This is a genomic window from Streptomyces silvisoli (genome assembly GCF_029269905.1).
In the GTDB taxonomy this organism is placed as follows: Bacteria; Actinomycetota; Actinomycetes; order Streptomycetales; family Streptomycetaceae; genus Streptantibioticus_A; species Streptantibioticus_A silvisoli_A.
Window position 1 is genome coordinate 24965 of sequence record NZ_JARJBC010000023.1, and the last position, 26585, is coordinate 51549.

Annotated in this window: 25 protein-coding genes; 12 read left to right on the plus strand and 13 right to left on the minus strand. The window is 69.1% G+C overall.

All coding sequences use genetic code 11. The annotated features are described in order from the left end of the window. Positions 1 to 215: 215 nt before the first annotated feature. Together P3G67_RS28730 and P3G67_RS28735 are read right to left on the minus strand one after the other, a co-directional pair. Entirely contained in the window at positions 216 to 467 is a 252-nt protein-coding gene (locus P3G67_RS28730; protein ID WP_276096093.1) for a DUF397 domain-containing protein, read from the minus strand. After that, complete coding sequence (locus P3G67_RS28735; protein ID WP_276096094.1) at positions 464 to 1276, minus strand: helix-turn-helix domain-containing protein; 813 nt, start codon at positions 1274 to 1276, stop codon at positions 464 to 466. Before P3G67_RS28735 ends, P3G67_RS28730 begins: the two co-directional genes overlap by 4 nt. 114 nt (positions 1277 to 1390) lie before the next feature. Between P3G67_RS28735 and P3G67_RS28740 the strand changes: the two genes are divergently transcribed. Then, a complete protein-coding gene (locus tag P3G67_RS28740; RefSeq protein ID WP_276096095.1) occupies positions 1391 to 1807 on the plus strand; it encodes an ATP-binding protein in 417 nt (138 codons plus the stop codon). On the opposite strand, the gene P3G67_RS28745 is transcribed toward P3G67_RS28740, so the two are convergent. Both P3G67_RS28745 and argS read right to left on the minus strand, forming a co-directional pair. Next, positions 1800 to 2063, minus strand: coding sequence for a Uma2 family endonuclease (locus tag P3G67_RS28745; protein WP_276096096.1), 264 nt, complete (start codon positions 2061 to 2063; stop codon positions 1800 to 1802). The genes P3G67_RS28740 and P3G67_RS28745 overlap by 8 nt on opposite strands. 122 nt (positions 2064 to 2185) lie before the next feature. Then, the gene (gene argS / locus P3G67_RS28750) at positions 2186 to 3946 is read right to left on the minus strand and encodes an arginine--tRNA ligase (RefSeq protein ID WP_276096097.1); all 1761 of its coding nucleotides are present in this window, start codon (positions 3944 to 3946) and stop codon (positions 2186 to 2188) included. A 177-nt stretch (positions 3947 to 4123) separates the two neighbouring features. On the opposite strand from argS, the gene lysS reads away from it, so the two are divergent. Then, positions 4124 to 5794: a lysine--tRNA ligase gene (gene lysS / locus P3G67_RS28755; RefSeq protein ID WP_276096098.1), complete on the plus strand. Its 1671-nt coding sequence runs from the start codon at positions 4124 to 4126 to the stop codon at positions 5792 to 5794. 214 nt (positions 5795 to 6008) lie between these two features. Here the strand turns inward: lysS and P3G67_RS28760 are convergent, their stop codons facing one another. The 3 genes from P3G67_RS28760 to P3G67_RS28770 all read right to left on the minus strand — a co-directional run bounded on the left by P3G67_RS28760 (position 6009) and on the right by P3G67_RS28770 (position 9424). Beyond that, on the minus strand, positions 6009 to 7238 hold the full coding sequence (locus P3G67_RS28760) for a DUF2637 domain-containing protein (RefSeq protein ID WP_276096099.1): 1230 nt from the start codon (positions 7236 to 7238) through the stop codon (positions 6009 to 6011). Positions 7239 to 7732: 494 nt separating this feature from the next. After that, entirely contained in the window at positions 7733 to 8422 is a 690-nt protein-coding gene (locus P3G67_RS28765; RefSeq protein WP_276096100.1) for a DUF3558 family protein, read from the minus strand. A gap of 147 nt (positions 8423 to 8569) precedes the next feature. Then, positions 8570 to 9424, minus strand: a complete 855-nt coding sequence (locus P3G67_RS28770) for a hypothetical protein (RefSeq protein WP_276096101.1) — start codon at positions 9422 to 9424, stop codon at positions 8570 to 8572. Between the two features lie 221 nt (positions 9425 to 9645). On the opposite strand from P3G67_RS28770, the gene P3G67_RS28775 reads away from it, so the two are divergent. Beyond that, on the plus strand, positions 9646 to 10839 hold the full coding sequence (locus P3G67_RS28775; RefSeq protein WP_276096102.1) for an RtcB family protein: 1194 nt from the start codon (positions 9646 to 9648) through the stop codon (positions 10837 to 10839). Between the two features lie 258 nt (positions 10840 to 11097). Here the strand turns inward: P3G67_RS28775 and P3G67_RS28780 are convergent, their stop codons facing one another. From P3G67_RS28780 to P3G67_RS28790, 3 genes are all read right to left on the minus strand, one after another. Next, complete coding sequence (locus P3G67_RS28780) at positions 11098 to 11853, minus strand: SDR family oxidoreductase (protein WP_276096103.1); 756 nt, start codon at positions 11851 to 11853, stop codon at positions 11098 to 11100. Positions 11854 to 12058: 205 nt separating this feature from the next. Then, the gene (locus tag P3G67_RS28785; RefSeq protein ID WP_276096104.1) at positions 12059 to 12625 is read right to left on the minus strand and encodes a hypothetical protein; all 567 of its coding nucleotides are present in this window, start codon (positions 12623 to 12625) and stop codon (positions 12059 to 12061) included. Positions 12626 to 12703: 78 nt separating this feature from the next. Further along, the gene (locus tag P3G67_RS28790) at positions 12704 to 13273 is read right to left on the minus strand and encodes a hypothetical protein (RefSeq protein WP_269853931.1); all 570 of its coding nucleotides are present in this window, start codon (positions 13271 to 13273) and stop codon (positions 12704 to 12706) included. 131 nt (positions 13274 to 13404) lie between these two features. On the opposite strand from P3G67_RS28790, the gene hemL reads away from it, so the two are divergent. The 7 genes from hemL (at position 13405) to ccsB (ending at position 21161) form a co-directional block, all read left to right on the plus strand. Beyond that, positions 13405 to 14712: a glutamate-1-semialdehyde 2,1-aminomutase gene (gene hemL / locus P3G67_RS28795; protein WP_276096153.1), complete on the plus strand. Its 1308-nt coding sequence runs from the start codon at positions 13405 to 13407 to the stop codon at positions 14710 to 14712. Positions 14713 to 14744: 32 nt separating this feature from the next. Next, positions 14745 to 15389, plus strand: coding sequence for a histidine phosphatase family protein (locus P3G67_RS28800; protein WP_276096154.1), 645 nt, complete (start codon positions 14745 to 14747; stop codon positions 15387 to 15389). 195 nt (positions 15390 to 15584) lie between these two features. Further along, positions 15585 to 16814 carry a hypothetical protein gene (locus tag P3G67_RS28805; protein ID WP_269853831.1) on the plus strand — a complete coding sequence of 410 codons (1230 nt, stop codon included), beginning with the start codon at positions 15585 to 15587 and terminating at the stop codon, positions 16812 to 16814. Positions 16815 to 16973: 159 nt separating this feature from the next. After that, positions 16974 to 17594, plus strand: coding sequence for a TlpA family protein disulfide reductase (locus tag P3G67_RS28810; protein WP_276096105.1), 621 nt, complete (start codon positions 16974 to 16976; stop codon positions 17592 to 17594). 46 nt (positions 17595 to 17640) lie between these two features. Next, positions 17641 to 18363: a cytochrome c biogenesis CcdA family protein gene (locus P3G67_RS28815; RefSeq protein ID WP_269853928.1), complete on the plus strand. Its 723-nt coding sequence runs from the start codon at positions 17641 to 17643 to the stop codon at positions 18361 to 18363. Between the two features lie 3 nt (positions 18364 to 18366). Further along, entirely contained in the window at positions 18367 to 20088 is a 1722-nt protein-coding gene (gene resB, locus P3G67_RS28820; RefSeq protein WP_276096106.1) for a cytochrome c biogenesis protein ResB, read from the plus strand. Then, the gene (gene ccsB / locus P3G67_RS28825) at positions 20085 to 21161 is read left to right on the plus strand and encodes a c-type cytochrome biogenesis protein CcsB (RefSeq protein ID WP_269853828.1); all 1077 of its coding nucleotides are present in this window, start codon (positions 20085 to 20087) and stop codon (positions 21159 to 21161) included. Before resB ends, ccsB begins: the two co-directional genes overlap by 4 nt. Positions 21162 to 21308: 147 nt before the next feature. On the opposite strand, the gene P3G67_RS28830 is transcribed toward ccsB, so the two are convergent. Together P3G67_RS28830 and P3G67_RS28835 are read right to left on the minus strand one after the other, a co-directional pair. Further along, positions 21309 to 22736, minus strand: coding sequence for an alkaline phosphatase family protein (locus P3G67_RS28830; protein WP_276096107.1), 1428 nt, complete (start codon positions 22734 to 22736; stop codon positions 21309 to 21311). Positions 22737 to 22937: 201 nt separating this feature from the next. Continuing rightward, positions 22938 to 23369, minus strand: a complete 432-nt coding sequence (locus P3G67_RS28835) for a PLD nuclease N-terminal domain-containing protein (protein ID WP_276096108.1) — start codon at positions 23367 to 23369, stop codon at positions 22938 to 22940. Positions 23370 to 23547: 178 nt separating this feature from the next. Here P3G67_RS28835 and P3G67_RS28840 point away from each other — a divergent pair, with 178 nt between their 5' ends. Both P3G67_RS28840 and mqnP read left to right on the plus strand, forming a co-directional pair. Continuing rightward, the gene (locus tag P3G67_RS28840; RefSeq protein WP_276096109.1) at positions 23548 to 25005 is read left to right on the plus strand and encodes a menaquinone biosynthesis decarboxylase; all 1458 of its coding nucleotides are present in this window, start codon (positions 23548 to 23550) and stop codon (positions 25003 to 25005) included. Continuing rightward, complete coding sequence (gene mqnP / locus P3G67_RS28845) at positions 25002 to 25925, plus strand: menaquinone biosynthesis prenyltransferase MqnP (RefSeq protein WP_269853824.1); 924 nt, start codon at positions 25002 to 25004, stop codon at positions 25923 to 25925. Before P3G67_RS28840 ends, mqnP begins: the two co-directional genes overlap by 4 nt. Before the next feature lie 28 nt (positions 25926 to 25953). On the opposite strand, the gene P3G67_RS28850 is transcribed toward mqnP, so the two are convergent. Continuing rightward, entirely contained in the window at positions 25954 to 26559 is a 606-nt protein-coding gene (locus P3G67_RS28850; RefSeq protein WP_391858375.1) for a rhomboid family intramembrane serine protease, read from the minus strand. Positions 26560 to 26585 lie beyond the last annotated feature (26 nt).

Here is a 26585-nt window from a genome sequence, read left to right on the forward strand (position 1 = left end):
GTATCCCAACGGCCTGAGAAGTTCCTGAGGACCCCCGGGAAAGCGGTAACGAGAACCATAGGCCACGCACAGCACGTCTGACCTGGGAGGTGACCGCGCCAACCGCCCTTGTCGGGCGTTCTTACGTGATCAGGTACAGGGTCGGTACGTTTTCTTCACAAGCGGTCGCGCGCTCCGCACGCGGAACGCGCGGGTGATATGCCCGACGGCGCAGGTCAGTCCGCCACCCGCGCGGCGGCGAAGGCGGCGAAGTCCGCCCAGGCGGCGGGGCTGAAGGTGAGGGTGGGACCCTCCGGATCCTTGGAGTCCCGAACGTGCACGGCGGCGGGGTGGGCGGCGATTTCGATGCAGTTGCCGCCTTCTTCGCTGCTGTAGCTGGACTTCCGCCAGGCGTAGGCGACTTCGATGCAGTTGCCGCCTTCGTCGCCGCTATAGCTGGACTTGAACCATTCCAGTGCGGGGTTCATCGCTCTCCTAGCAACTGGTCCAACAGACGCTTGGATTCTTCGAGGTTGAGCGCCTGTGATCGCAGCATCGCATACTTGCGAGCGATGATGCTCACCTCATCCGGGTCAGAAATGAGCTGGCTACCGCGCTGGGTTTCGAGGTAGACGATGAGGTGGTGTTCGGGGGTCTCCAGCAGGACGAACGGCCCGTTCAGTCCGGCGTGGGTCTCCCGGCCGAGCGGCATGATCTGGATGGTGAGTCCCGGTAGATCGGCACACTTGCGCAGGTGCCGCAACTGCTCCTTGTACACCTCGTCGCCGCCGAGACGGTCCTTCAGGACCGCTTCGGAGAAGATGAAACTGCAGGTCGGCGGGACCTTGCGGTGCAGGATGTCATGGCGTTCCATGCGCATGGCGACCCGGTGCTCGATCTCCCCCTCGCTAAACAGGGGGACCCTGTTACGGAAGACCGCGCGTGCGTACGCCTCTGTCTGAAGTAGCCCAGGAATGACCTGGTTCTCGTACGAGGAGATGGCAATCGCGTCCCGCTCGTGATCGATGAACGCCTCAGCCCACACGGGGTACTTGGCCCGCTCCGGCAGATTCCGTACTGCCACCTCCAACGCACCCTTGGTCTCCAACAGTTCGTCCAACTGCTCGGCGAGATCGAGCTTCAGCGGGCGGCGCCCCTGCTCGATGGAGGCGATGGTCTCCTCATGGACACCTAGCCGTTCGGCGAGTTCGCGTTGCGTCAGCCTCGCCCACCTGCGGAACAAGGCCACCTGGGCGCCGACCAGCCGTTCCGGAGTGGCGTTCTTCATGGGCTTCATGCCCGACCAACTCCCCACCCCCACCCGTACGTCACCTCGAACAAACCCGTACGGAAGATCCGTACGGGCTGACGCACTGGTTCCGCTTCGCGGCTCAACGTAACCATCTGTCGCATGAGCGACAGCCCTCAACAGTCGTGCTTCAGCAGGCACTTCTACCCACGTACGCGCCGATCCGTGCCCGCCGCACGGGAGTTCGCGCGGCGGGCTCTGCGGCACTGGAACATCGTGTCGCGCACGGACGACATCCTGCTGTGCGTAACCGAGTTGGCCACCAACGCGCTGCTGCACGGCGTCCCGCCGGGGCGCGGTTACCAGGTCTCGCTGGAGCTGTCCGGGGACGGCGTACTACGCGTGGAGCTGCACGACAGCGGCGACGGCGAACCACGTATCCCGGACACGACAGCGGAAGCCGAATCCGGCCGGGGGCTGCGGCTGGTGGACGCCCTCGCCGACAAGTGGGGCGTGGGGGAGCGGGTGCCCGGAAAGATCGTTTGGTGTGAGTTCGAGAGGGTGGGCGGGTTCAGGTGAGGAGGAGGGAATCCACGTCCATCTCGACCTTGGCCCCGATGGACTCGGGCAGAGTGAAGGTCTGGCCCTTCCGGTAGACCGCGCGGGAGCGGTACTCACCGTTGAGGGGGTCGCTGAGCACGACGACCTCGTTGTGCTTGCGGTCGGCGATTACGTACACGGGAATTCCGGCCACCGCGTCCAGATCGGGCTTGGTGTAGAGATCGGTGCGCACCGATTCGGCCACGTCGAGGAGGCGTTCCGGGGCAGCCGTCATGTCGCTCCTCCTGCCTGCCTCGTCCTTCTTGACCACGGGATCTCACCTCTAGGGCATAACGACAGAACGGCTGTCCCGGCAGCAGTATGCCGGGACAGCCGCAACGGGGCGCGTGGAAGCGTTCAGAGGCGCTCGGGCGTCTGGATGCCCAGCAGTTCCATGCCCTGCCGCAGGGTGCGAGCCGTCAGGTCGCACAGGAACAGCCGGTTCTCCACCATCGCCTGGCCGCCCTCGGCCTTGAGCACCGGGCAGTGCTCGTAGAACGCGGTGTACGCGGACGACAGGCCGTACAGGTACGAGGCCAGCTTGTGCGGCTCGTAGGTCTCCCGTACCGAAGCCAGCGTCTCGGCGAACTCGTCGAGCGCCAGGCCGAGTTGGCGCTCGGCCGGGGCCAGCGGCAGCTCCGGGTGCGGTACCGGGCGGACGTCGCCCGCCTTGCGGATGATGGAGCGGATCCGCGCGTAGGCGTACTGCAGGTACACGCTGGTGTCGCCGTTGAGCGAGACCATCCGGTCCAGGTCGAAGGTGTAGTCCCGGGTGAGCGAGGTGGACAGGTCGGCGTACTTCACGGCGCCGATGCCGACCTGCGCCGCCCGCTCGCCGATCTCCTCGGGGGTCAGGTCCTTGCTCTTGTCCGCGATGACCGCGCGTGCCCGGTCCACCGCCTCGTCCAGTAGGTCGACCAGCCGCACGGTCTCGCCCTCACGGGTCTTGAACGGCTTGCCGTCCTTGCCCAGCACCGTGCCGAACGGCAGGTGCTTCGCGGTGACCTCGTCGGTCAGCCAGCCCGCCCGGCGGGCGGTCTCGAAGACCATCTTGAAGTGCAGGGCCTGCCGCGCGTCGACCACGTACAGCAGGGTGTCGGCGTGCAGGTTGCCGGTGCGGTCGCGGATCGCGGACAGGTCGCTGGCCGCGTAGCCGTAACCGCCGTCGGCCTTGCGGACGATCAGCGGCACCGGTGTGCCGTCCTTGGCCTTGATGTCGTCGAAGAACACGCACAGCGCGCCGTTGGACTCGACCGCGACGCCGGAGTCCTCCAGCAGCTTGCAGGTCTCGGCCAGCATGTCGTTGTACGCGCTCTCGCCGACGATGTCCTCGTCGCGCATCTCGACGGCCAGCTTGTCGTAGACCGAGTAGAAGTAGATCTTCGACTCGTCGACGATCTTGTGCCACAGGGCGAGCGTCTGCTCGTCGCCCGCCTGTAGGTCGACCACCCGGCGCCGGGACCGGTCCTTGAACTCCTCGTCGGAGTCGAACAGTGCCCGCGACGCCTTGTACAGCCGGTTGAGCCGGGACATCGCGTTCTCGCCGCTGTCCCCGTCGGACGGGTGGTCCAGCTCGTGCGGGTGCTCGATCAGGTACTGGATGAGCATGCCGAACTGGGTGCCCCAGTCGCCGATGTGGTGGCGCCGGATCACCGTCTCGCCCGCGAACTCCAGGATCCGCACGATCGCGTCGCCGATCACCGTGGAGCGCAGATGGCCGACGTGCATCTCCTTGGCCACGTTGGGCTGCGAGTAGTCGATCACGGTGCGGCCGGGCCGCTCGGCGTGCGGGACACCGAGCCGGTCGTCGTCGGCGCGTGCGGCGAGCGTGTTGATGATCGCCGTGTCGGTGACGGTGAGGTTCAGGAAGCCGGGGCCCGACACCTCGATCCCGGCCAGCAAGTCGTCGGCGGGCAGGTGCTCGACGACCTGGGCTGCCAGTTCGCGCGGATTGGCCTTGTTCCGCTTGGCCAGTCCCAGCACCCCGTTGGCCTGGAAGTCCGCCCGGTCGCTACGTCGCAGCAGCGGATCGGCGTCGGCGGCCGACGGCACCGCGGCGGCAAGGGCCGCGGAGACGCGCTGCTGGATCGTGGCGGAGAGGGAGGGGACCGAAGCCATGGATGGATGCCGTTCCTTGTATAGGTGACACGGTTCGAATCGTGTCTGAGTATCCCATGGCTCCCATGGCGAAGGGCGCCTCCCGAGGGATGGGACAATCTACTGGGGACGTGTGGCCGGTAAGGGCTCGTTCCCTCAGCAGGATGGTTGCCGATCAACCGGAAGGAAGCAGAGACAGTGGCTCAGAGCACCGAAGCCGACTGGGTCGCCCGCGCTGCGGACGACGTCATCGCGGAAGCCGAGCGGCGGGCTCCGGGTAAAAAGATCGTCTGCGCCTCCGGCATCAGCCCGTCGGGCCCGATCCACCTGGGCAACCTGCGCGAGATCATGGTCCCGCACCTGGTCGCCGACGAGATCAAGCGGCGTGGCATCGACTGCGAGCACATCCTGTCCTGGGACGACTACGACCGGCTGCGCAAGGTCCCGGCCGGGCAGCCGGAGTCCTTCGCCGAGCACATCGGCCGTCCGCTGACCTCCGTCCCGGACCCGACCGGCGAGCACGCCAGCTGGTCCGACCACTTCAAGGCGCCCTTCAGGGCCGCGCTGCGGGAACTGGGCGTCGAGGTCCGGGAGATCAGCCAGACCGAGATGTACACCTCGGGCGCCTACCGCGAGCAGATCCTGCACGCCATGCGCGAGCGGCAGCGGATCGACGCGGTGCTCGGCCGGTACCGCACCAAGAAGGCCAAGACCGACGAGGGCTCGGAGGGCGCCGCCGAGGACGACGAGGGTGGCGCGGGCACCGCCTACTACCCGTACAAGCCGTACTGCGGCGCGTGCGGGCGCGACCTGACCCAGGTCACCTCCTACGACGACGAGACCACCGAGATCTCCTACACCTGCACGGCCTGCGGGCACCGCGAGTCGTTCCGGCTGGACAGCCACGACCAGGGCAAGCTGGTGTGGAAGGTCGACTGGCCGATGCGCTGGGCGTACGAGGGCGTGACCTTCGAGTCCGGTGGCGTCGACCACTCCTCGCCGGGCTCCTCGTTCACCGTCGGCGGCCAACTGGTGCGCGAGGTGTTCGACGGGCTGCCGCCGGTGTACCTGCCGTACTCCTTCGTCGGCATCAGCGGCATGGCGAAGATGTCCAGCTCCAAGGGCGGCGTCCCCACCGCGGGCGACGCGCTGCGCATCATGGAGCCGCAGCTGCTGCGCTGGCTGTACGCCCGCCGCCAGCCGAAGCAGGCCTTCAACATCTCCTTCGACCAGGAGATCAGCCGCACCTACGACGAGTGGGACGCGCTGGAGCGCAAGATCGAGTCGGACACCGCCGCGCCGGTGGACATCGCGGTCCACTCCAGGGCCGCCCGTACCGCCGCCGGTGAACTGCCCGCCACGCCGCGGAAGTTGCCGTTCCGGACGCTCGCCTCGGTGGTCGACATCACCACCGGACACGAGGAGCAGACCCTGCGGATCCTGCGCGACTTCACCATCGAGGACCCCATCTCCTCGCTGGACGAGACGCGTCCGCGGCTGGACAAGGCGGAGTCCTGGGTGTCCACGCATGTGGACGAGGAGCAGCGCACCCGGGTGCGCACCGAGCCGGACCGCGAGACCCTCGCCACCCTCGGCGACGCGGACCGCGAGGCGCTCAAGCTGCTGGTGGACGGCCTGGACGAGCACTGGTCGCTGGACGGCCTGACCACGCTGGTCTACGCGGTGCCCAAGCTCCAGGCCGGGCTGGCCGCGGACGCCAAGCCGACGCCGGAACTGAAGGCCGCGCAGCGGCAGTTCTTCGCCCTGCTGTACAAGCTGCTGGTGGGCCGGGACACGGGTCCGCGCCTGCCCACCCTGCTGCTGGCGGTCGGCGCCGACCGGGTTCGGGAACTGGTGGCGGCCAGCTAGGGGTTGACCCTGGCGGTGGTACTCGGGCGCGTGGGCTTCCAGCCCGTTCCACACCGCCGGGCTTCGGCCCGGCGGTGTGGATCCACCGCAACCGGTCTGGAATTCAGACCTGTTCCACCTCATGGACCGCCTCGAACTCCGCGTCGGCGCGAAGCGGGAGCGGTAACGCGCTTACCGGCGGCGCCAACCTGGCTCGGCGGCACAGCTGTTGGCCCTACGCGATGTGGTCTTCCATCAGCTCGTCGTTGAAACGGGCGGTGAACTGGTCCATGTACTGGTTCAGCTCGCGAGACTGGAGGCGTAGCCCGTACTCGGCCTCGACGTTCGCGGCGAAGGCGCCCGGCGTCGGCATGCCCTCCTCTATCGAGCGCCGGAACACCTGGTACAGATCCTCCTTCGACGGCGTCCCCTCCTGCGCGCGCTTGCCCAACGGCCGCACACCGCCCGCCCCGTTCGGCACCTGGAGCTGCGGCTCCGGTGCCTGAGCCTGGGCTGGCACCGGTTCGGGCTCCGTCGCGCGTGGCTCCGGCACCGGGATCTGCTGCGGCTGCTCGTCGTACCGGGGCTGGTGCTCCCGCACGGGTACGTACGTGGACGGCACGTAGTTCGGGTCGTAGTCGCCCCTGTACTGCACATGCTGGGGCGTGGCGAACCACTGGCTCGGCGCCTCCTCGGCTGCCACGACCGGCTCCTCGGCCGGGGCGGCGGCCTTGGACGCCAGCTCCGGCGCCGCGGGCTGGGCCGGCAGCAGCTGCGGCTCGATCCCCGCCGCCGCGAGGCCGGCGGGGGCGGTCTCCGCCAGCGGCACTCCGTACCGTGCGAGGCGCAGCGGCATCAGGGACTCGACCGGGGCCTTGCGCCGCCAACTCCGCCCAAACCGCGACCGCAGCCGCGCCTGATACACGAGCCGCTCCTGCTCCAGCTTGATGACCTGGTCGTACGAGCGCAGCTCCCACAGCTTCATCCGCCGCCACAGCAGGAACGTCGGAACCGGCGCCAGCAGCCAGCGCGTGATGCGCACGCCTTCCATGTGCTTGTCGGCGGTGATGTCGGCAATCCGCCCGACAGCGTGGCGGGCGGCCTCGACGGTGACGACGAACAGCACCGGGATGACGGCGTGCATCCCCATGCCCAGCGGGTCGGAGGCCGCTGCGGCGTTGAACACCACGGTCGCGATGGTCAGCAACCACGCCGTCTGCCGCAGCAGCGGGAAGGGCATGCGGATCCAGGTCAGCAGCAGATCCAGAGCCAGCAGGACACAGATACCCGCATCGATGCCGATCGGGAAGAAGTAGGAGAACTCGCCGAATCCCTTTCTGATGGCCAGCTCACGCACGGCCGTGTAAGAGCCGGCGAAGCCGATACCGGCGATGACCAGCGCACCAGCGACGACTACCCCGATGAGTATTCGGTGCGCGCGTGTGACCTTCAGTGGCGCGGCCACTCGGGAACCCCTCCCTGTTCGGTCTGTTGCGGGCGACAGCCTGGCACATGCGTACGGGACGGCGTGGACCGGTACGGACGAGTCCGCGCGGAAGCGGGAAGTTGTCGTCCGACCGGGGCGCGCTCCGCCTGGGGGTCACATCCGGTGATCGTCATGCAAGGCAGGCTGAAAAGTGGGTCTGCGCCGCGACAGCGTGCGGGCCCACTGCGGCTGGGGTGGCTAGGCGGGGAGGTGGTGCTGCGGAGTGGACAACGGACAGCCCGAACCCCCCACATGGCGCGGCACCGTTGAACGCGATCGTCGCGGCGGCCGACGGGTCCCGTACGGCCGCGCGGGAACCGGCGAAGCCGATCGCGGCGATGACTACGCCGACCAACGACCGGTGCTTACGGTCCATCCGTGTCGCGGACATCCCGCGGCCCTCCCGCGCTCGCCAACTGGCGCGGCACAGCCTGCCATACGGGCCGGGCGCGGAGCGCGGGAGGACTCAACCGTTACTTCAGCGAGGCCAGTGCTTCCTTGGCCGCCTGCTGGGTGTCCTTGTCCATTTCGTCGGCCTTGGGCTTGTCATCACCCTGCATGCCGGCGCCGTTGAAGTCGATCACCACCACGACGTTGGCGGACCGGGCCACCACGGTCGCGTTGTGGTAGGGGTCGTCGCCCTTCTTGTCGTCCCAGGTGATCAGGGTGGCGCTGTCGCCGAGTCCGCTGAGTTGGGTGGTCTTGGGGCTGGACGCCTTGCCGGTGGTGGTCTGCACGGCCTGCTGGAACGAGGACTTGGCCTGGTCGTCGGCGGACGCGTTCGGGATCGAGTCGAACCGCTGGAACGAGTCGTCCAGGTAGCGGAACTGGTAGCCGTCCAGACCGTTCCAGGAGCAGCCGCCGCGGTCCTTGGAGTCGTTGGAGTTGGCCGCCGTGCCGTTCGGGTTCTTCGCGCTCTGCACCAGGTGGTTGACGGTGTCCTGCGACATGGCCTTGCAGGGGTCGGGCAGCGTCTTGTACTTCGCCGGGGCGAGCGAGGGCGAGGCGGTGGACGTGGAGGAACCGGAGGACGACGATCCGGCCTGACCCTGCTGGCTCTTGGCGCCTGAGTCGGAGCCCGAGGAACAGCCGGCGAGCAGCATCACCGGCACGGCGGCACACGCGAGCAGGCGGGCGAGGTGCGGGGCAGCTGGTCTGTGCATGGGTCCTTCTGTCGTCGTGGGGCGGTTGTTGCTGACGCGCGACCGTCCCGGCCGCAGCCGTAAACCGACACAATACGTGCTCGGCGTGGCGCGTTGTCCTTCCACGCACTCAATGTGCTATTCGTCTCGCCGGTGTCCGGTGGGGCCTTATTCCTCGATTTTCCTGGCCAGTTCCTGCGCCAGTCCGTGCGCGCCGAGTTGCAGGTCGACGCTCGGCGGGGTCACCGCCGCGTTGGTGGACCACTGCGAGAACTCGATGGTGACCAGCACGTTGGCGGCGCGGAACACCACCGTCACATCGCGGTGCACCCCGGAGCCCTGGGTCATCACCGCGTCGTTGAGGAACGCCTCGTCGCCGATGCCGCCGACCCGGCGCGGCGCGGTGTCGGGCGCGGTGCTCGCGGAGGCGCTCGCCGAGGACGGGGACGGGCTCGACGACGGCTGCGAGGGGGTCGCGCTTCCGCCGGCGGTCGGTCGCTGGCTCGGCGCGGGGCTCTGGCCGGAGGTGCCGCCGGGCGTGGGCGACTCGGCGGGGATGTGGGCGGCGGCGGCCATCTGCTCGTACTCCTGCGCCGCCTTGTCCTCGTCGCTGACGGCCGGGTCGTAGCTGACCACCCGCTCGAAGTCGATGTGCAGATAGCGGTTGCCGCTGGTGACCGCGCCGCTCCACTTGCAGCCGACCCTGCGGTCGGTGTCGAACGTGGGGGTGGCCTGGCCGTCGTAGTCCTGGGAGTTGGGCAGCAGCTGGTGCAGCGTGGTGGAGCTCACGGCGCCGCAGGGCTCCGGGAGGTTGCGGTACTTGCCGGGCGGGGCGGCGCTCGCGGAGTCGCTGCGACTGCTGAGGCCGGAGTTGTCGGTGGCGCTGCCGTTGCCGCCGGGGCCGGAGCAGCCGGCGAGGGCGGCGAGGGCGGTGAGCGAGAGGACGCCCGCTATGGCTCCGGTGCGGCGCGCCCTGGGCGTGTTGCCGGTCAGCCCTTCGCCGGGCACTCCCCTTGGCGTCACTGGCCTGGCCCCCTTTCGAAAACGCGTTGCCGCTGTGGGGCGGCCCGTGGACACAATGTCTACCGCAGAGATCGCCAGCGCCGCCGGTCGCGGGTGTTGATTGGGTTGTTTCGCCCCCGAATCTTGTTTTGACTAAGAAGCGCTAGATTTTGCCCGGTTTGTCGTTATTTTCAGCCGGTAAGTCCAACACTGAAAGCAGTGAGTCCAACCCAGGGGGAGAGATGACGTACACCGAGGTGCCTGGCGTCCGGGTGCCGATCCGCATGTGGACCGATCCGGCAGGCGTGGAGGACGTGGCGATGCGGCAGCTGCGCAACGTCACCACGCTGCCGTGGATCAAGGGCCTGGCGGTGATGCCGGACGTGCACTACGGCAAGGGCGCGACCGTCGGCTCGGTCATCGCCATGGAGGGTGCCGTCTGCCCGGCCGCGGTCGGCGTCGACATCGGCTGCGGGATGAGCGCGGTACGCACCTCACTGACGGCCAACGACCTGCCCGGCGACCTCTCCCGGCTGCGTTCCAGGATCGAGCAGGCCATTCCGGTGGGCCGCGGCATGCACGGCGATCCGGTGGACCCGCTTCGGCTGCACGGGTTCCGTACCGGGGACTGGGACGGGTTCTGGTCCGGGTTCGGCCAGCTGGCGGAGGCGGTCCGGTTCCGCGAGGAGCGGGCCACCAAGCAGATGGGAACGCTGGGGTCCGGCAACCACTTCTGGGAGCTGTGCCTGGACGCCGACGACGCCGTGTGGATCATGCTGCACTCCGGGTCACGGAACATCGGCAAGGAGCTGGCCGAGTACCACATCGGCGAGGCCCAGAAGCTGCCGCACAACCAGGGTCTGGTCGACCGCGACCTCGCGGTGTTCATCGCGGACACCCCGCAGATGGCCGCCTACCGGCGCGATCTTTTCTGGGCCCAGGAGTACGCGAAGCGCAACCGCGCGATCATGATGGCGCTGTCGCAGGACGTGATCCGCCGGGAGTTCAAGAAGGCCAACGTGACCTTCGACGAGGTGATCTCCTGCCACCACAACTACGTCAGCGAGGAACGCTACGAGGGCGTGGAACTGCTCGTCACCCGCAAGGGCGCGATCAAGGCGGCCGACGGGGACTACGGCATCATCCCCGGCTCCATGGGCACCGGTTCCTACATCGTGCGCGGCCTGGGCAACGAGGCGTCCTTCAACTCGGCCTCGCACGGCGCAGGCCGACGGATGAGCCGCAACGCGGCGAAGAAGCGGTTCTCCACGCAGGACCTGGCCGAGCAGACCCGCGGTGTGGAGTGCCGTAAGGACTCCGGCGTGATCGACGAGATCCCCGGCGCGTACAAGCCGATCGATCAGGTCATCGACCAGCAGCGGGACCTCGTGGAGGTCGTGGCCAAGCTGAAGCAGGTCATCTGCGTGAAGGGATAGCGGCTGCCCACCGGCTCGTTGTGCCCAGCCCCCCTGTGCGGATGACGCGCGTGCCTCGCATGTGCGCCATCCGCCTTCTGTGCAACGGTGACCGATCGGCCTCCCGAACGCGGCAACGGCTGGGCCGCGGCCGTCGTTGCCGCGGTGACCTGTCCGCGCGGGCTGGATGGCCCGCGCGGCGAGCGCACGTGAAGGGAAACGACGGCGCTGGGCACGGGGAACGACCGTGCCAGACAAGGCCGTTGGGGCTGTCGGGCCTCAGTTCTCGCGGTGCACCTTGTAGTTGGAGGCCTGCGCCCGCGGCCGGACCACCAGCAGGTCGATGTTGACGTGCGACGGGCGGGTGACCGCCCAGTCCACCGTGTCGGCGACGTCCTCGGCGGTGAGCGGCTCGGCGACCCCCGAGTAGACCGCCGCGGCCTTCTCCTCGTCGCCCCCGAAACGATTCTTCGCGAACTCCTCGGTCCTGACCATGCCCGGAGCGATCTCGATCACCCGTACCGGCTCACCGCACAGTTCCAGGCGCAGCGTCTCCGCGATCACATGGGCACCGTGCTTGGCCGCGACATAGCCGCCCCCGCCCTCGTAGGTGGCCAGGCCCGCGGTCGAGGACAGCACCACGATCGTGCCGTCGCCGCTGGCCCGCAGGGCGGGCAGCAGGGCCTGGGTGAGGTGCAGCACCCCGAGCACGTTGACCTCGTACATGCTGCGCCAGTCCGCGGGGTCCGCCGCCTCGACGCGGTCGGCGCCGAGCGCACCGCCCGCGTTGTTGACCAGTACGTCGCAGCGGTCCAGCCCCGCCGCGAACGCCTCGACCGCCGCCCGGTCGGTCACGTCGAGCACCTGCGCCACCGCGTCATGGCCCTCCTTGACCAGTTCGGCGGCGAGTCCCTCGACGCGGTCCGCACGGCGCGCGGCGAGTACCACCCGGTAACCGGAGGCGGCCAGCCGACGGGCGGTGGCGGCACCGATGCCGCTGCTGGCTCCGGTAACTACTGCGGTGCGGCGGCTCATCCTGCGCGTCTCCCTCATCCGGTCCGGATCTTCGTGCGGTCAGCGTAACGCCGTGATCGGTTTCACTGTGCCCGGCTGATTCGGCGGCTCGACACCCGTGCGTGAGCGCTCCGCGGGGGGCGCCGTGGATCGTGTGCGGCGCCGTTGTGGCGGGTCACGCAGCTCGGCCCTTCAACGCGCTGCCGAACCGGCCTTGGCGGTGGCGTCAGTCGGTGAGGCAGAGCACGCAGACCAACTTGCCGTCCGCGTCCCGCCCGGCCCAGCAGTCCGCGCTGTCCGCGCAGACCGGGAAGGCCAGCACGTTGGATCCGGTCTCCGGGTTCACGGGTATCTCCACCCAGGGCACCGGCGCGGCAGCCAGTGCGGCCTCGGCATGCTTCAGGAAGGTGCCGAGATCGGGGAAGTCGGCCGACCGCGGCCCGTCGAACCGCAGCGAGCCCATGGCGGCGTCGTCCCACAGCAGTCCGATGTCCTCGCTGAGCGGCTGGTGGTCCTCGTAGGCGTCCTCGAACTCCGCCTCCGCGATGACTTCGGGCGCCGCCAGCAGCAGCGCGGCCATGGTGACGTGTCCACTTTCCGCCACGCCCACGTACACCGGCCATCTGCCGTGCGGCACCCCGTCGCACACCGACCACTCCGCCGGGTCGGGCTCACTGAAGATCACGCCCCCGGCGACGGCGAGATCGCCGGCGCGCAGGAACTCCTTGGGAGACAGGCCGGAGAACGGCTGGTACTCGTCGGCCAGTTGACGCAACAACGTGTTGATGTCCATGGCCGAGATGGTGGCAGGCCCCACTGACAACCGCCCCCCCTCGCCCGCCCCGCCCCGTCCCGGAGCGGGCGCCGGGGGCTACGGCCAGACCAGGCAGTACATCTGATGCCCCGTCTCGTGGCAGCGTTGGGCGAAGTCCTGCCATTCGTGGAGCATTTGGTAGATCACGAAGGCGTCGCGCGGACCCCGGCGGTCCGGGACGGTGGACCAGATGAAGGCGGCGGCGCCCAGTTGTTCCTCGCCTGCCTTGCGGAGCGGTTCGACGACATTGACGGGCAGTTTCACCACGGCGTAATCCGGGTGAAGCACCACGAGTTCCAGCGGCGGCACCTTGGCCAGGGGTATGCCCTCGATGCCGGTGAGCACCATCGCCGCCATCGTTTCCGGTTTGACCTTGGTGAACATTCCATTGCCGAGCTCATCGCCACCGAGCTCCTCGGGCCGCATGGAGATCGGTACCCGGGCCGCCGTGGCGCCGTCAGGCGCGCCGAAATACTTGTAGGTCACCCCCACTCGGCCACCCCTGTTTCCACCCTCCGCGGCTCGCTGGCGCCCCGTTCCGGCGGGTCGGCGCCGTTTGCCGGTGGGGCGGGCGTGCTGGGGTTCACGGTCGCCCGTCCCCTCGCCCAGTTCGCCACCTGGCTGCATTTCACTACCCGACCATTCGCAAGCCCAACCGCGCAACCCGATCATCGTCTCAGATACGAGGTCGAGACCTGATGATGAAACGCCCGCCCCGGCGAAACGGTTCAAGCCTCTGAGACCATGTGTATGTGAGCATTCCCTACGCGTACGAAGCACCAGTCTCGCAGACCCTCTTCGACCGGGCTGCCGCTGTGACGCCTGGTGGCGTGAACTCTCCGGTCCGCGCATTCCGGGCCGTGGGCGGTACGCCCCGTTTCATGGTGTCCGGTTCCGGTCCGTACCTCACCGATGCCGACGGCCGGGACTACGTGGACCTGGTGTGCTCGTGGGGTCCGATGATCCTCGGCCACGCGCACCCGGCCGTGATCGACGCCGTGCAGGCCGCGGTTGCGCGCGGTACGTCCTTCGGCACGCCCGGTCAGGGCGAGGTGGAGCTAGCCGAGGAGATCGTGGCCCGGGTGGCGCCGGTCGAGCAGGTGCGGCTGGTCTCGTCGGGCACCGAGGCGACGATGTCGGCGATCCGGCTGGCCCGCGGGTTCACCGGCCGGGCGAAGGTGATCAAGTTCGCGGGCTGCTACCACGGGCACGTGGACGCCCTGCTGGCCGCGGCGGGCTCGGGCGTGGCGACGTTCGGCCTGCCGGACACCCCGGGCGTGACCGGTGCCCAGGCGGGCGAGACGATCGTGCTGCCGTACAACGACCTGGACGCGGTCCGCGCGGCGTTCGCGGCGCACCCGGGCGAGATCGCCTGTGTGATCACCGAGGCGTCGCCGGGCAACATGGGCGTCGTTCCGCCGCTGCCCGGCTTCAACCAGGGTTTGGCCGATCTGTGCCGCAATAACGGCGCGTTGTACATCTCCGACGAGGTGATGACCGGCTTCCGGGTCTCCAAGGCGGGCTGGTACGGGATCGACGGGGTCACTCCGGACCTGATGACCTTCGGCAAGGTGATGGGCGGCGGCTTCCCGGCGGCGGCGTTCGGCGGCCGGGCCGATGTGATGGCGCACCTCGCCCCGGCCGGGCCGGTCTACCAGGCGGGCACGCTGTCCGGTAACCCGGTGGCGACCGCGGCGGGCCTGGCGCAGCTGCGGCTGCTGGACGACGCGGTGTACCAGCGGGTGGACGCGGTGGCGGGCCAGCTGGCGGAGCTGGTCGGCGAGGCACTGAACAAGGCGGGCGTGCCGCACCGGGTGCAGACCGCGGGGAACATGTTCTCGGTCTTCTTCACCGAGCGGCCGGTGACCAACTACGACGAGGCCAGGGCGCAGGAGGCGTTCCGGTTCACCGCGTTCTTCCACTCGATGCTGGCGCAGGGCGTCTATCTGCCGCCGTCGGCGTTCGAGTCCTGGTTCGTCTCCGCGTCGCACGACGACGCGGCGATCGAGCGCATCGCGGCGGCACTTCCGGCCGCCGCAACGGCAGCGGCGGAGGCCACCCAGTGAGCGACAACCAGGACATCACGGTCGTCCACCTGATGCGGCACGGTGAGGTGCACAACCCGGAGGGCCTGCTGTACGGGCGGCTGCCCGGGTACCACCTCTCCGAGCTCGGCCGGAAGATGGCCGACCGGGTCGCCGAGCACCTCGCGGACCGCGACATCCGCTACGTGGTGGCGTCACCGCTGGAGCGGGCGCAGGAGACCGCGGCGCCGATCGCCGCCGCCCACGAGCTGGCCGTCGCCACCGACGAGCGGCTGATCGAGGCGGGCAACGTCTTCCAGGGCAAGACCTTCGGCGTCGGCGACGGCGCGCTGAAGAAACCGGCAAACTGGAAATATCTGACAAACCCCTTCAAGCCCAGCTGGGGTGAGCCGTACATCGAGCAGGTCGTACGGATGATGGCGGCGCTCGGCGCGGCGCGGGACGCGGCCCGCGGGCACGAAGCGGTGTGCGTCAGCCACCAGTTGCCGATCTGGGTGGTGCGCAGCTTCGCGGAGCGGCGGCGGCTGTGGCACGACCCGCGCAAGAGGCAGTGCACGCTGGCGAGTCTGACCAGCTTCACGTACCGCGGCGACAAGATCGTGGCGGTGGGCTACAGCGAGCCGGCCCGCGATCTGGTGCCCGCGCACCTGCTGGCGGGGGCCAAGGCGAAGGGCGACACCAAGGGGTTCGGGGCGTAGCGGTAGCGGTTCCCTGAAGAACGTGTAGCGGCCGGGTGGCGGTTTCCCGTCACCCGGCCGCGGTGTGATTTTCCGCCAACTGGCCAGGAACCGCGGGTGGAAGCATGCCGTCTTATCCCGTGTGCGTGGACATAGCGCGCCCACAGCGATGTGACAACGGCAGTAGGAACACGACCGCGGACGGCGGGAAACAGCATGCGTTCGATGACCCGAAGGGGCTTGCTCACTTTGACCGCGGGGGCCGCGATGGGCGCGGCCGTCGGTTGCTCCAACGGCAGCGGCTCGTCAAAACCCAACACGGCCGGCCCGGCGGGCGGCGCCGCCGACCCGAGTCAGCCCGCCGGCACGCCGATCGGTGACGGCTCGACCTCCGACACCGGGCCGCAGCCGTTCCAGCCGACCGTCGAGCGGCTGGAACCCGGCCAGACACCCCCGCAGTTCGTCATCTTCTCCTGGGACGGCGCGGGCGAACTCGACAACGGGCTGTTCCAGCGCTTCCGCAAGCTGGCGCAGGACCACAACGCGAAGATGACCTTCTTCCTGTCCGGCCTCTACTGCCTGCCGGAGTCGAAGAAGCACCTGTACCGGCCGCCGAACAACCCGGTGGGTGCCTCGGCGATCGGGTACTTCAGCGACAGGCACATCAAGATGACCCTTGAGCAGGTGCGCGCGGCGTGGCTTGAGGGGCACGAGATAGGCACCCACTTCAACGGTCACTTCTGCGACGGCCACGGTTCGGTCGCGCACTGGACTCCGGCGCAGTGGGAGAGCGAGATCCAGCAGGCGGTCGACTTCGTCACCAAGTGGAAGACGAACACCGGCTTCACCGATGTGCAGTCGCTGCCGTTCGACTACCGCAAGGAGATGGTCGGCGGCCGGACGCCGTGTCTGCTCGGGCAGGACAACTGGCTGCCGACCGCCAAGAAGCTCGGCTTCCGGTACGACGCCAGCTCGCCCGGCGGGTTGCAGATATGGCCGACGAAGAAGCACGGCATCTGGGATCTTCCGCTGCAGGCGGTGCCGTTCCCCGGGCGGAAGTTCGAGGTCCTGTCGATGGACTTCAACATGCTGTACAACCAGTCGCAGAACGCCACAAAAAGCGACCCGCGCAACTACCCCGGCTGGCGCCAGCAGGCGACCGAGGCGTATGTGCAGGGCTTCCAGCGGGCGTACGAGACGAACCGCGCGCCGTTCTACATCGGCAACCACTTCGAGCAGTGGAACGGCGGGATATACATGGACGCCGTCGAGGAGGCGTTCAAGCAGATCGCGGACGAGAAGCGGTCGGATGTGCGGTTGGTGTCGTTCAAGCAGTATGTGAACTGGCTTGACGCGCAGGACCCGAAGCTTCTGGCGAAGCTCCGGTCGCTGAACGTCGGCGAAAAGCCGAAAGAGGGCTGGAAGTCCTTCACCCAGTCCGTCTGACCTCGCGGGGGCTCCGCGACCGGCCGGGTGGGCCCCCGGGGCGGCTGAGGTGCGGCCCGGCTCGCTAGAGGCGGGGCGTCCTTGCTGGTGGGGTGGGGGTTGAAGGGGAATGGTGGGGGGTGCTAAAGGACGAGGGGAGCCGCATGCGAAACTTTTCACATGAGTCTGACGCGCCTCCCGCAATCGGGCCCCCGCCGCCGCGCCGTAGCCGCGCTGGTCACGGGAGCCGCTCTTGTGCTGGCACTGGCCGGATGCGGTTCGGTGTCCGGGGGGTCGTCCTCGGGCTCGTCGGACACCAAGTTCGTCCAGGGCACCGGCCAGATCACCACCCTGTCCAAGGGTGAGCGCCCCGCCGCCCCCGACATCTCCGGCGCGACGGTCGACGGCCAGCAGCTGTCGCTCTCCCAGTTCAAGGGCAAGGTCGTCGTCCTGAACGTGTGGGGATCGTGGTGCGACCCGTGCCGCGCCGAGGCGCCCAACCTCGCCGAGGTCGCCAAGGACACCGCCGCCAAGGGCGTGCAGTTCGTCGGCATCAACATCCGCGACTACAGCACCGCCCAGTCCAAGAGCTTCGAGCACAGCTTCGGCATCACGTACCCGAGCTTCTACGACCCGGACGGCAACCTGCTGGTGAAGTTCCCGCGCGGCAGCCTGCCCCCGCAGTCCATCCCCACCACCCTGATCATCGACCGCGACCAGAAGATCGCGGTACGCGCGCTCACCGCGCTCACCACCGACCAGCTGCGCAAGGCGCTCGACCCGATCGTCGCGGAGAAGTGACGTGACGTTCCTGGCCGCCGCCATCGACGCGCCCAACCAGACGGTGATGACCGGGGCGCTGCTGCTGGCCGTCCCGGTGGCGCTCATCGGCGGTCTGGCGTCGTTCTTCTCGCCGTGCGTACTGCCGCTGGTGCCCGGCTACCTCTCCTATGTGACCGGTGTCTCCGGAGCCGACCTGGGCAACGCCAAGCGCGGCCGGATGGCCGCCGGGGCCTCGCTGTTCGTACTGGGCTTCACCGCCGTCTTCGTCTCCGGCGGCACGCTGTTCGGCGGCTTCGGCTACACACTCCAGCAGTACAAGGGCACCATCACCATGGTGCTCGGCGCGCTCACCATCCTGCTCGGCGTGGCCTTCATGGGTCTGCTGCCGGGCCTGTTCCAGCGCGAGTTCCGGCTGCACAAGCGTCCGTCGATCGGGCTGGCCGGGGCGCCGGTGCTCGGTGTGCTGTTCGGGCTCGGCTGGACGCCGTGCCTGGGACCGACGCTCGCCGCGGTCCAGGCGCTCTCCTTCAACCAGGCGAGCGCGGCCCGCGGTGCCCTGCTCACCGCCGTCTACTGCATCGGCCTCGGGCTGCCGTTCATCGTCGCCGCGATAGCGTTCCGACGGGCGCTCGGCGCCTTCGCGTTCGTCAAGCGGCACTACGCGTGGGTGATGCGGATCGGCGGCGGCATGCTGGTGGTGGTCGGTGTGCTGCTGGTGACGGGGGCCTGGGACCGGATCGTCTCCCAGATGCAGACCTGGGCCACCGGCTTCAACGTGGGGATCTGATTGATGAGCACGACGGACACCAGCACCGGCACCGGTGCGGACGGCGCCGCCGAGGCGCTGAGCACCGCGCCGCGGGACGACGGCGACACCAGTACCGCAGACGCCCCGAACCTGCCGAAGCTGGGCGTCATCGGCTGGCTGCGCTGGTTCTGGCGGCAGTTGACGTCGATGCGGGTCGCGCTGATCCTGCTGTTCCTGCTCTCGCTGGCGGCCATCCCCGGCTCGCTCGTCCCGCAGGAGGGCACCGACCCGGTCAAGGTCTCGGACTTCCTCAAGGCGCACACCACGCTCGGCCCGATCTACACCAAGCTCGGGCTGTTCCACGTCTACAGCTCGGTGTGGTTCTCCGCGATCTACATCCTGCTGTTCGTCTCGCTGGCGGGCTGCATCATCCCGCGCAGCTGGCAGTTCGTCGGCCAGCTGCGCTCCCAGCCGCCGCGCGCCCCGCGCAAGCTGGACCGGATGCCCGCCTACGCGACCTGGCGCACCGACGCCACGCCGCAGGACGTGCTCGACTCGGCCCGCGACACGCTGCGCGGCCGGCGCTTCCGGGTGGCGCCCGGTGAGGAATCGGTCGCCGCCGAGAAGGGCTATCTGCGCGAGGCCGGGAACCTCGTCTTCCACATCGCCCTGTTCGGACTGCTGATCGCGTTCGCCATCGGCACGCTGTACAAGTCGGACGGCAACAAGCTGGTCGTCACCGGCGGCGGTTTCACCAACAACCAGACGCAGTACGACGACCTCAGGCACGGCGCCTTCTTCGACCCGGACAACATGGCCCCGTTCGGCTTCAGGCTGAACGCGTTCCACGCCACGTACGAGGATTCCGGACCGCAGAAGGGCACCCCGCGCAGCTACTCCGCCGACGTCACGTACTTCGGCCCGGACGGCAAGAGCCACAAGCGGGTCATCCACGTCAACGACCCGCTGAACGTCGCGGGCAACAAGGTCTATCTGACCTCGCACGGCTACTCGATGGTGGTCACGGTCCGGGACGGCCAGGGCAACGTCGCCTACAGCGGCCCGGTGCCGTTCCTGCCGCTGGACGGAAACGTCACCTCGCAGGGCGTCGTCAAGGTTCCGGACGCGGTGGGCAAGGACGGCAAGCGCGACCAGCTGGGCTTCGCCGGACTGTTCACCCCGACGACGGTGATCGACCCGGTGAACGGCCCGCACTCGGTCTTCCCGGCGCTGGACCGCCCCGCGCTGTTCATCACCGGCTACCACGGTGACCTGGGCATGGACAGCGGTCTGGCGCAGAACGTCTACCAGCTCGACACCAGCAACAAGAACCTCCAGCAGTTCAAGGACGCCAAGGGCGACCCCATCCGCAAGCTGATGGTGCCCGGCGACACCTGGACGCTGCCGAACGGCGCCGGGTCGATCACGCTCAACCGCGTCGACCAGTGGGCCAACTTCGAGATCGTCCACCAGCCGGGCAACTCGCTCGCCCTCGGCAGCGCCGTGTGCATGCTGCTCGGGCTCGCCGGTTCGCTGTTCATCCAGCGCCGCCGGGTGTGGGTACGGGCCCGGCGCACGGAGGACGGGCGCACCCTCGTCGAGCTGGCCGGGCTCGGCCGCAGCGAGTCGCGGAAGGTCGCCGAGGAACTGGCGGTGCTGGTGTCGGCCGTACACGCCAAGGCACCCACCGCGGCCGAAGAACCGCAAGAATCCCAGCCGGATTCCCTGTCAGATGGGGACCACTCGGACAAGGAGCAGTCGTGACCATCGCTGCCGGGGTCAATGAGAGCTTGGCCAGTATCAGCAACTACCTGGTGTATTCGGCGATCACCGTCTACACCCTGGCCTTCCTCGCCCACATCGCCGAGTGGACCTTCGGCAGCCGCAGCCGGGTGGCGCGCACCGCGCGGGCGGTCACCGAGTCGGCCGCCGCGCCCGCCGCTCCGGCGGTTCGGGTGACGCAGCGCGGCGGCGGTACCACCGTGCTGGACCGGCCGAAGGTGGTGACCCGGGACGGTTCGGACGACCGGGGCGCCACCGACGGCCCGGGCGCCGCGGGCGGCAGCGAGAAGGGCGACCTGTACGGGCGTATCGCCATCTCGCTGACCGTGCTCGCCTGGCTGCTGCACCTCGGCGGAGTGGTGGCCCGCGCGCTGTCCGTGGGGCGGGCGCCGTGGGGCAACATGTACGAGTTCTCCACGACGCTGGGCCTGGTCGCCATCGGCTTGTACCTGTTGCTGCTGGCGCTCGGCAAGAACGTCCGCTGGGTCGGGCTGTTCCTGATCACCTCGGTGCTGCTGGACCTGGGTCTGGCGGTCACGGTGCTGTACGCGGACTCCGACCAGCTGGTGCCCGCGCTGCACTCGTACTGGCTGTGGATCCACGTCAGTTGCGCGATCATCTGCGGCGCCGCGTTCCACCTGGGTGCGCTGGCCACCTTCCTCTACCTCTTCCGTGACGGATACGAGCTGCGCGGCGAGCAGGGGCGGCTGGGCAGGCTGGACTTCCTGCTGGAGCGGCTGCCCGCCGCGGCGACGCTGGACAAGTTCGCGTACCGGATCAACGCGGCGATCTTCCCGCTGTGGACGTTCACCATCATCGCGGGATCGATCTGGGCCGAGTCGGCATGGGGCCGGTACTGGGGCTGGGACCCCACTGAGACCTGGTCGTTCATCACCTGGGTCGCGTACGCGTGCTACCTGCACGCCCGTGCCACCGCGGGCTGGAAGGGCCGCAAGGCGGCCTACCTGTGCCTGATCGCCTTCGGCTGCTTCCTGTTCAACTACTACTGCGTCAACATCTTCATCGTCGGCAAGCACAGCTACGCCGGGCTGTAAGCCCGACCGTAAGGTCCTTTCCCGGGGGTCTGGGCTTCGGCCCAGACCCCTTCTGGGAGCTCCACCCTCCCCCGGCGAGCCCTCGGGGGCTGGGGCGCAGCCCCGGAAGGGGCCTGGGCGAAGCGCCGAACGGAAATCCCCTTACTCCTACCGCCGGTGGCGGTGACCAGGCTCCTGGTGGGGCGGGGTCTGCCGGGAACCCGGCAGGGTGGGCTTGGGGAGGTGCGCCACCTCCCATTCCGCCTCGGCGAGTTGCTCCGCCGTATCGGTGGGCAGGCCCGGCGGCCGCGATGCCGCCGAGTCCCAGCCGAAGGCGGATGTGAGGTCACCGAACGTACGCCGCCGCCACCGGCTGATGTTGGGTTCGGTCACCCCGGTGAACCGCTCCAGGAACCGCAGCACCGAGGTGTGGTCGAACGCCTCACCGGCCGCCCAACCGCCCACCGTCCACGGCGAGATGATGATGCACGGCACCCGGAAACCGGCTCCGATCGGCAGTCCGTTGACGAACTCGTCCGGTGTGCCCGGCTTCGGCGTGGGCGGCGGAACATGGTCGAACAGGCCGTCGTTCTCGTCGTAGTTGAGGATGAACGCGGTCTTCGCCCACACCTTCGGGTTCGAGGCGATCGCCTCGATCTTCGAGGCGACGAAGTCCGCGCCCGCCGCGGGCAGGTAGTCCGGGTGCTCCGACTGGTAGCTGGTCGGGATGATCCAGGAGACCGCGGGCAGCTGGCCGCTCCGGGCGTCCTCCTCGAAGGCGCCCGCGGGCCGGAACCGCATGCCGCGCTCGTAGAGCGGATCGCCGGGCTTGGCGTCCTGGAAGGACTGGAAGTTCTCCAGCATGTTGCAGCCGTAGTTGTCCAGCTCCTGGTACACCTGCCAGCTGATTCCGGCGTCCTCCAGCCGCTCCGCGTACGTGGTCCAGCGGTACGGCGACGGCGCGTCGTTGGTGGTGATCGGGCCGCCGTGGGTGCCGCTCGGGTCGATGGTGCCCGTCATCCAGTACAGCCGGTTGGGCCAGGTCGGCCCGAACACCGAGCAGAAGTAGTTGTCGCAGATCGTGAACGCTTCCGCCAGGGCGAACTGGAACGGAATGTCCTCGCGGGTGTGGTAGCCCATCACGTACGGGCCGTTGGCGCCGTCCGCCGCCCGGTGCGCGGGCAGCCACCTGTCCATCCGGCCGTGGTTCCACGCCCGGTGCTGCACCTCCCAGGCGTGGCTGGTGGACGGGATCGCCTGGGCGCTGGACTTGTGGGTGTCGAGGTGGAAGGGGAGCAGATATCCGTCGGGGTTCTCCTCGTCCGGCTGGTAGAACACCGAACGGCCGGTGCTGAGTCGCAGCGCGTCGGGGTCCGCGAACCCCCGTACGCCCTTGAGAGTGCCGAAGTAGTGGTCGAAGGACCGGTTCTCCTGCATCAGCAGGACCACGTGTTCGATGTCCGCCAGCGAGCCGTGCCGGGCCGGTCCGGCCGCGACCGCCCGCTGGACGCTCGGCGGCAGTAGGGACAGCGCGGCGGCGCCGCCGAGTGCGCCCGCCGCCGAGCCGAGGAGTCTGCGTCGGGTGATGTCGGGCATGGGTATCCCTCTCCCTCGAATCGCGTACGCCCTCTCCGGGCCTTCGCCGACTCTCCAGCGCCGATCGGATCGGAGGGAGGAGCAATTGCGTTAACTATGCAGCAATTGACCGTGTACGGATGAGGCTTTGGGGATGGTTCGGCGTGTCGCGCGCATGCCGCTCGCGCCGTCGGCGGCGCTGCCGCCAGTGGTGACTCGGGCTCAGGGCGCGGTGGGTGAGGCGTCGTCAGGTCCGGAAGCGCCGTTCTGCTTGCGGCGCAGCTCCTCCTCGCGGCGGCGCAGGTCCGCCTCCCACTCCTTGAGCATGGCCTCGTCCCGCTTGTTCGCCAGGCTCAACGAGCGTAGGAACTCGGGGTTGTCGTCCGGCGCGACCCAGTGCGTCGGCTCCTCGGCCGCCGTCGTCCCGAAGCCCGCGCCGTCCGCCGCAGGCCCGCCGCCGCGCAGGCCCGCCCGCGGACGCCCCGCGGCCAGCCAGGCGATCGGTCCGATCAGCACCTCACCGAACAGCAGGATGATGAGCACCCACACCACCTTGGGCAGATTGCGCACCTGCTGCTCGGGGGTGTTCAGGCAGTCGATGAACGCGAAGATCCACAGTGCGAGCACCAGCAGGAAGGGCAGATACCTGATCATGCCGACGCGGTCCCCCTGAGTACGGCGAAGGGCCGCGGACGGCCCAGTGACGGCTCAAGGGTAGACCGCGCGGGCCGACGGGTGGGCCGTCCGCGGCGCACCCGCGGGCGGGCGCGCTGAACGCCGTGCCGTGCGCCCGGCGGCGAGCGGCGACATCGGATGTCGGATACTGGAACGCATGGCTTACGACGATCTTCGCTCGTTTCTGAGGGCGCTGGAGCGGGACGGTGACCTCAAGCGCATCAAGGTCGAGGTCGACCCCTGTCTGGAGGTCGGCGAGATCGTCGATCGGGTGAACAAGGCGGGTGGCCCCGCCCTGCTGTTCGAGAACGTGCGCGGCTCCGCCATGCCGCTGGCGATGAACGTCTTCGGCACCGACCGGCGGCTGCTCAAGGCGCTCGGGCTGAACTCGTACGACGACATCAGCGAGAGGATCGCGGGCCTGCTCAAGCCCGAACTGCCGCACGGCTTCACCGGGGTGCGCGAGGCGTTCGGCAAGCTCGCCGGGATGGCGCACGTACCGCCGAAGAAGGTCAGGCCGGGTGACGCGCCGGTGCAGGAGGTCGTGCTCACCGGCGACGAGGTGGACCTGGAGCGGCTGCCCGCGCTGTTCACCTGGCCGCACGACGGCGGCTCGTTCTTCAACCTCGGCCTGACGCACACCAAGGACCCGGAGACCGGGGTGCGCAACCTCGGCCTCTACCGGTTGCAGCGGCATGACGCGCGGACCATCGGCATGCACTGGCAGATCCACAAGGACAGCCGCAACCACTACCAGGTCGCCCAGCGGCGCGGCGAGCGGCTGCCGGTGGCCATCGCGTTCGGTTGCCCGCCCGCGGTGACGTACGCGGCCACCGCGCCGCTGCCCGGTGACATCGACGAGTACCTGTTCGCGGGGTTCGTCCAGGGCAAGCGGGTGGAGATGGTGGACTGCAAGACGGTCCCGCTCCAGGTCCCGGCCGCCGCCGAGGTGGTCCTGGAAGGCTGGCTGGAGCCCGGAAGGACGCTGCCGGAGGGGCCGTTCGGCGACCACACCGGCTTCTACACCCCGCAGGAGCCGTTCCCGGCGCTGACCATCGACTGTGTGACGACGCGTCGACGGCCGCTGCTGCAGTCGATCGTGGTGGGCCGCCCGCCGACCGAGGACGGTCCGCTGGGCAAGGCCACCGAGCGCTTCTTCCTGCCGCTGCTCAAGGTCATCGTCCCGGACATCGTCGACTACGACCTGCCCGAGGCGGGCGGCTTCCACAACTGCGCGATCGTCTCGATCGACAAGAAGTACCCCAAGCACGCCCAGAAGGTGATGCACGCCATCTGGGGAGCGCACATGATGTCGCTCACCAAACTCATCATCGTGGTCGACTCGGACTGCGATGTGCACGACTACCACGAGGTCGCCTGGCGGGCGTTCGGCAACACCGACTACGCCCGCGACCTGACCGTGGTCGAAGGTCCCGTCGACCACCTTGACCACGCCTCCTACCAGCAGTTCTGGGGCGGCAAGGCGGGCATCGACGCGACTCGGAAGCTGCCCGAGGAGGGCTACACCCGCGACGGCGGCTGGCCGGAGATGGTCGTCTCCGACCCGCAGACCGCCGCGCGGGTGACACGGCGATGGAAGGAGTACGGGCTGTGAGCGTTGAGTCGGCGGCCCCGGATCTGTTCGGACCGGAGCCCGCGCCGCCCGGCAGGATCAAGGCGTTCCTGCGGCTGGTGATGATCGAGCACTCGGTCTTCGCCCTGCCCTTCGCCTATATCGCCGCGCTCACCGCCATGCAGGCGCGGAGCGCCTCCGTCCACTGGTGGCAGCTGTTCCTGGTGACCGTCGCGATGGTGGGGTTGCGCACCTTCGCGATGGCCTGCAACCGGATCATCGACCGGGAGATCGACGCCCGCAACCCGCGTACCGCGGGCCGCGAACTGGTCACCGGCGCGGTGTCGGTGCGCTCCGCGTGGACCGGCGCGCTGGTCGCCCTGGTGGTCTTCCTCGCCGCCGCCGCGTCGCTCAACACACTGTGCCTGTGGCTGGCACCGCTGGCCGTGGTGCCGATGGTGGTCTATCCGTACGGGAAGCGGTTCACCAACTTCCCGCACGCCATCCTCGGCCTCGCCCAGGCGATGGGGCCGATCGGCGCATGGCTCGCGGTGACCGGCAGCTGGTCGTGGGACGCGGTGATCCTGGGGCTCGCGGTGGGCGTGTGGATCGGCGGCTTCGACCTGATCTTCGGCTGCCAGGACGTGGCGGCCGACCGGGCGCACGGTGTGAAGTCGGTACCGGCCCGCTTCGGCATCGCCGCCGCGCTGTACGGCGCCCGGGCCTGCCACGTGGTGACCACCGCGCTGCTCGCCTGGTACGGCGTCGCCTCCGGCGCCGGTGCCTTCTGGTGGATCGGCCTGCTGATCGTCGCGGTCGCGTTCTGCTACGAGCACTCGATCGTCAAGCCGGGCGACCTGTCCCGGCTGAACCGGGCGTTCTTCACCGTCAACGGGTTCATCGGCATCGCGCTGTTCGTCTGCGCGCTGCTCGACCTGCTGACCCGCGGACTCGCCGCCTGACAGCGCGTCAGTGCGGGTTGCGGCGAGATCAGGGTATGAGCTCGCCGACCCGGCGCTCCCGGAACGCGAACGCCGCGAGCACTCCGCCCACCAGCCCGAACAGATGCCCCTGCCAGGACACCCCGGTCGCGTTCGGCAGCACGCCCCACAGGATCGAGCCGTAGAGCACCGCCACCGCCACGCCCAGCGCGATGTCCAGCGGACGCCGGTCGACGAACCCGCGCACCACCAGATACGCGAACAGTCCGAATATCAGGCCGGAGGCCCCCGCCGTGTTGGTGCCGGACGGCGCCACCAGCCACACGCCGAGCCCGCTGACGACGATGATCAGCAGCGAGATGGCGAGGAACCGGCCTATGCCGCGCAGCGCGGCGAGGAAGCCGAGGACCAGCAGCGGCAGGCTGTTCGCCGCGACATGACCGAAGCCGAAGTGGACGAACGCCGCCGGGATGATGTCCAGCAGCCCGCGGGCCTGCCGGGGCACGATCCCGAAGTGGTCCAGCGCACCGTGCGACACCGCGTCCACGGCCTCCAGCGCCCACAGCAGCGCCACCCAGCCAGCCATGAGCGCGCCCGCCGCGACGACGTTCGCCAAACCGCCGCCCGGGCGCACGGGCTTCGCATACGCCACCATCTCGCCGCCCCCCTCGGTACCCCTCG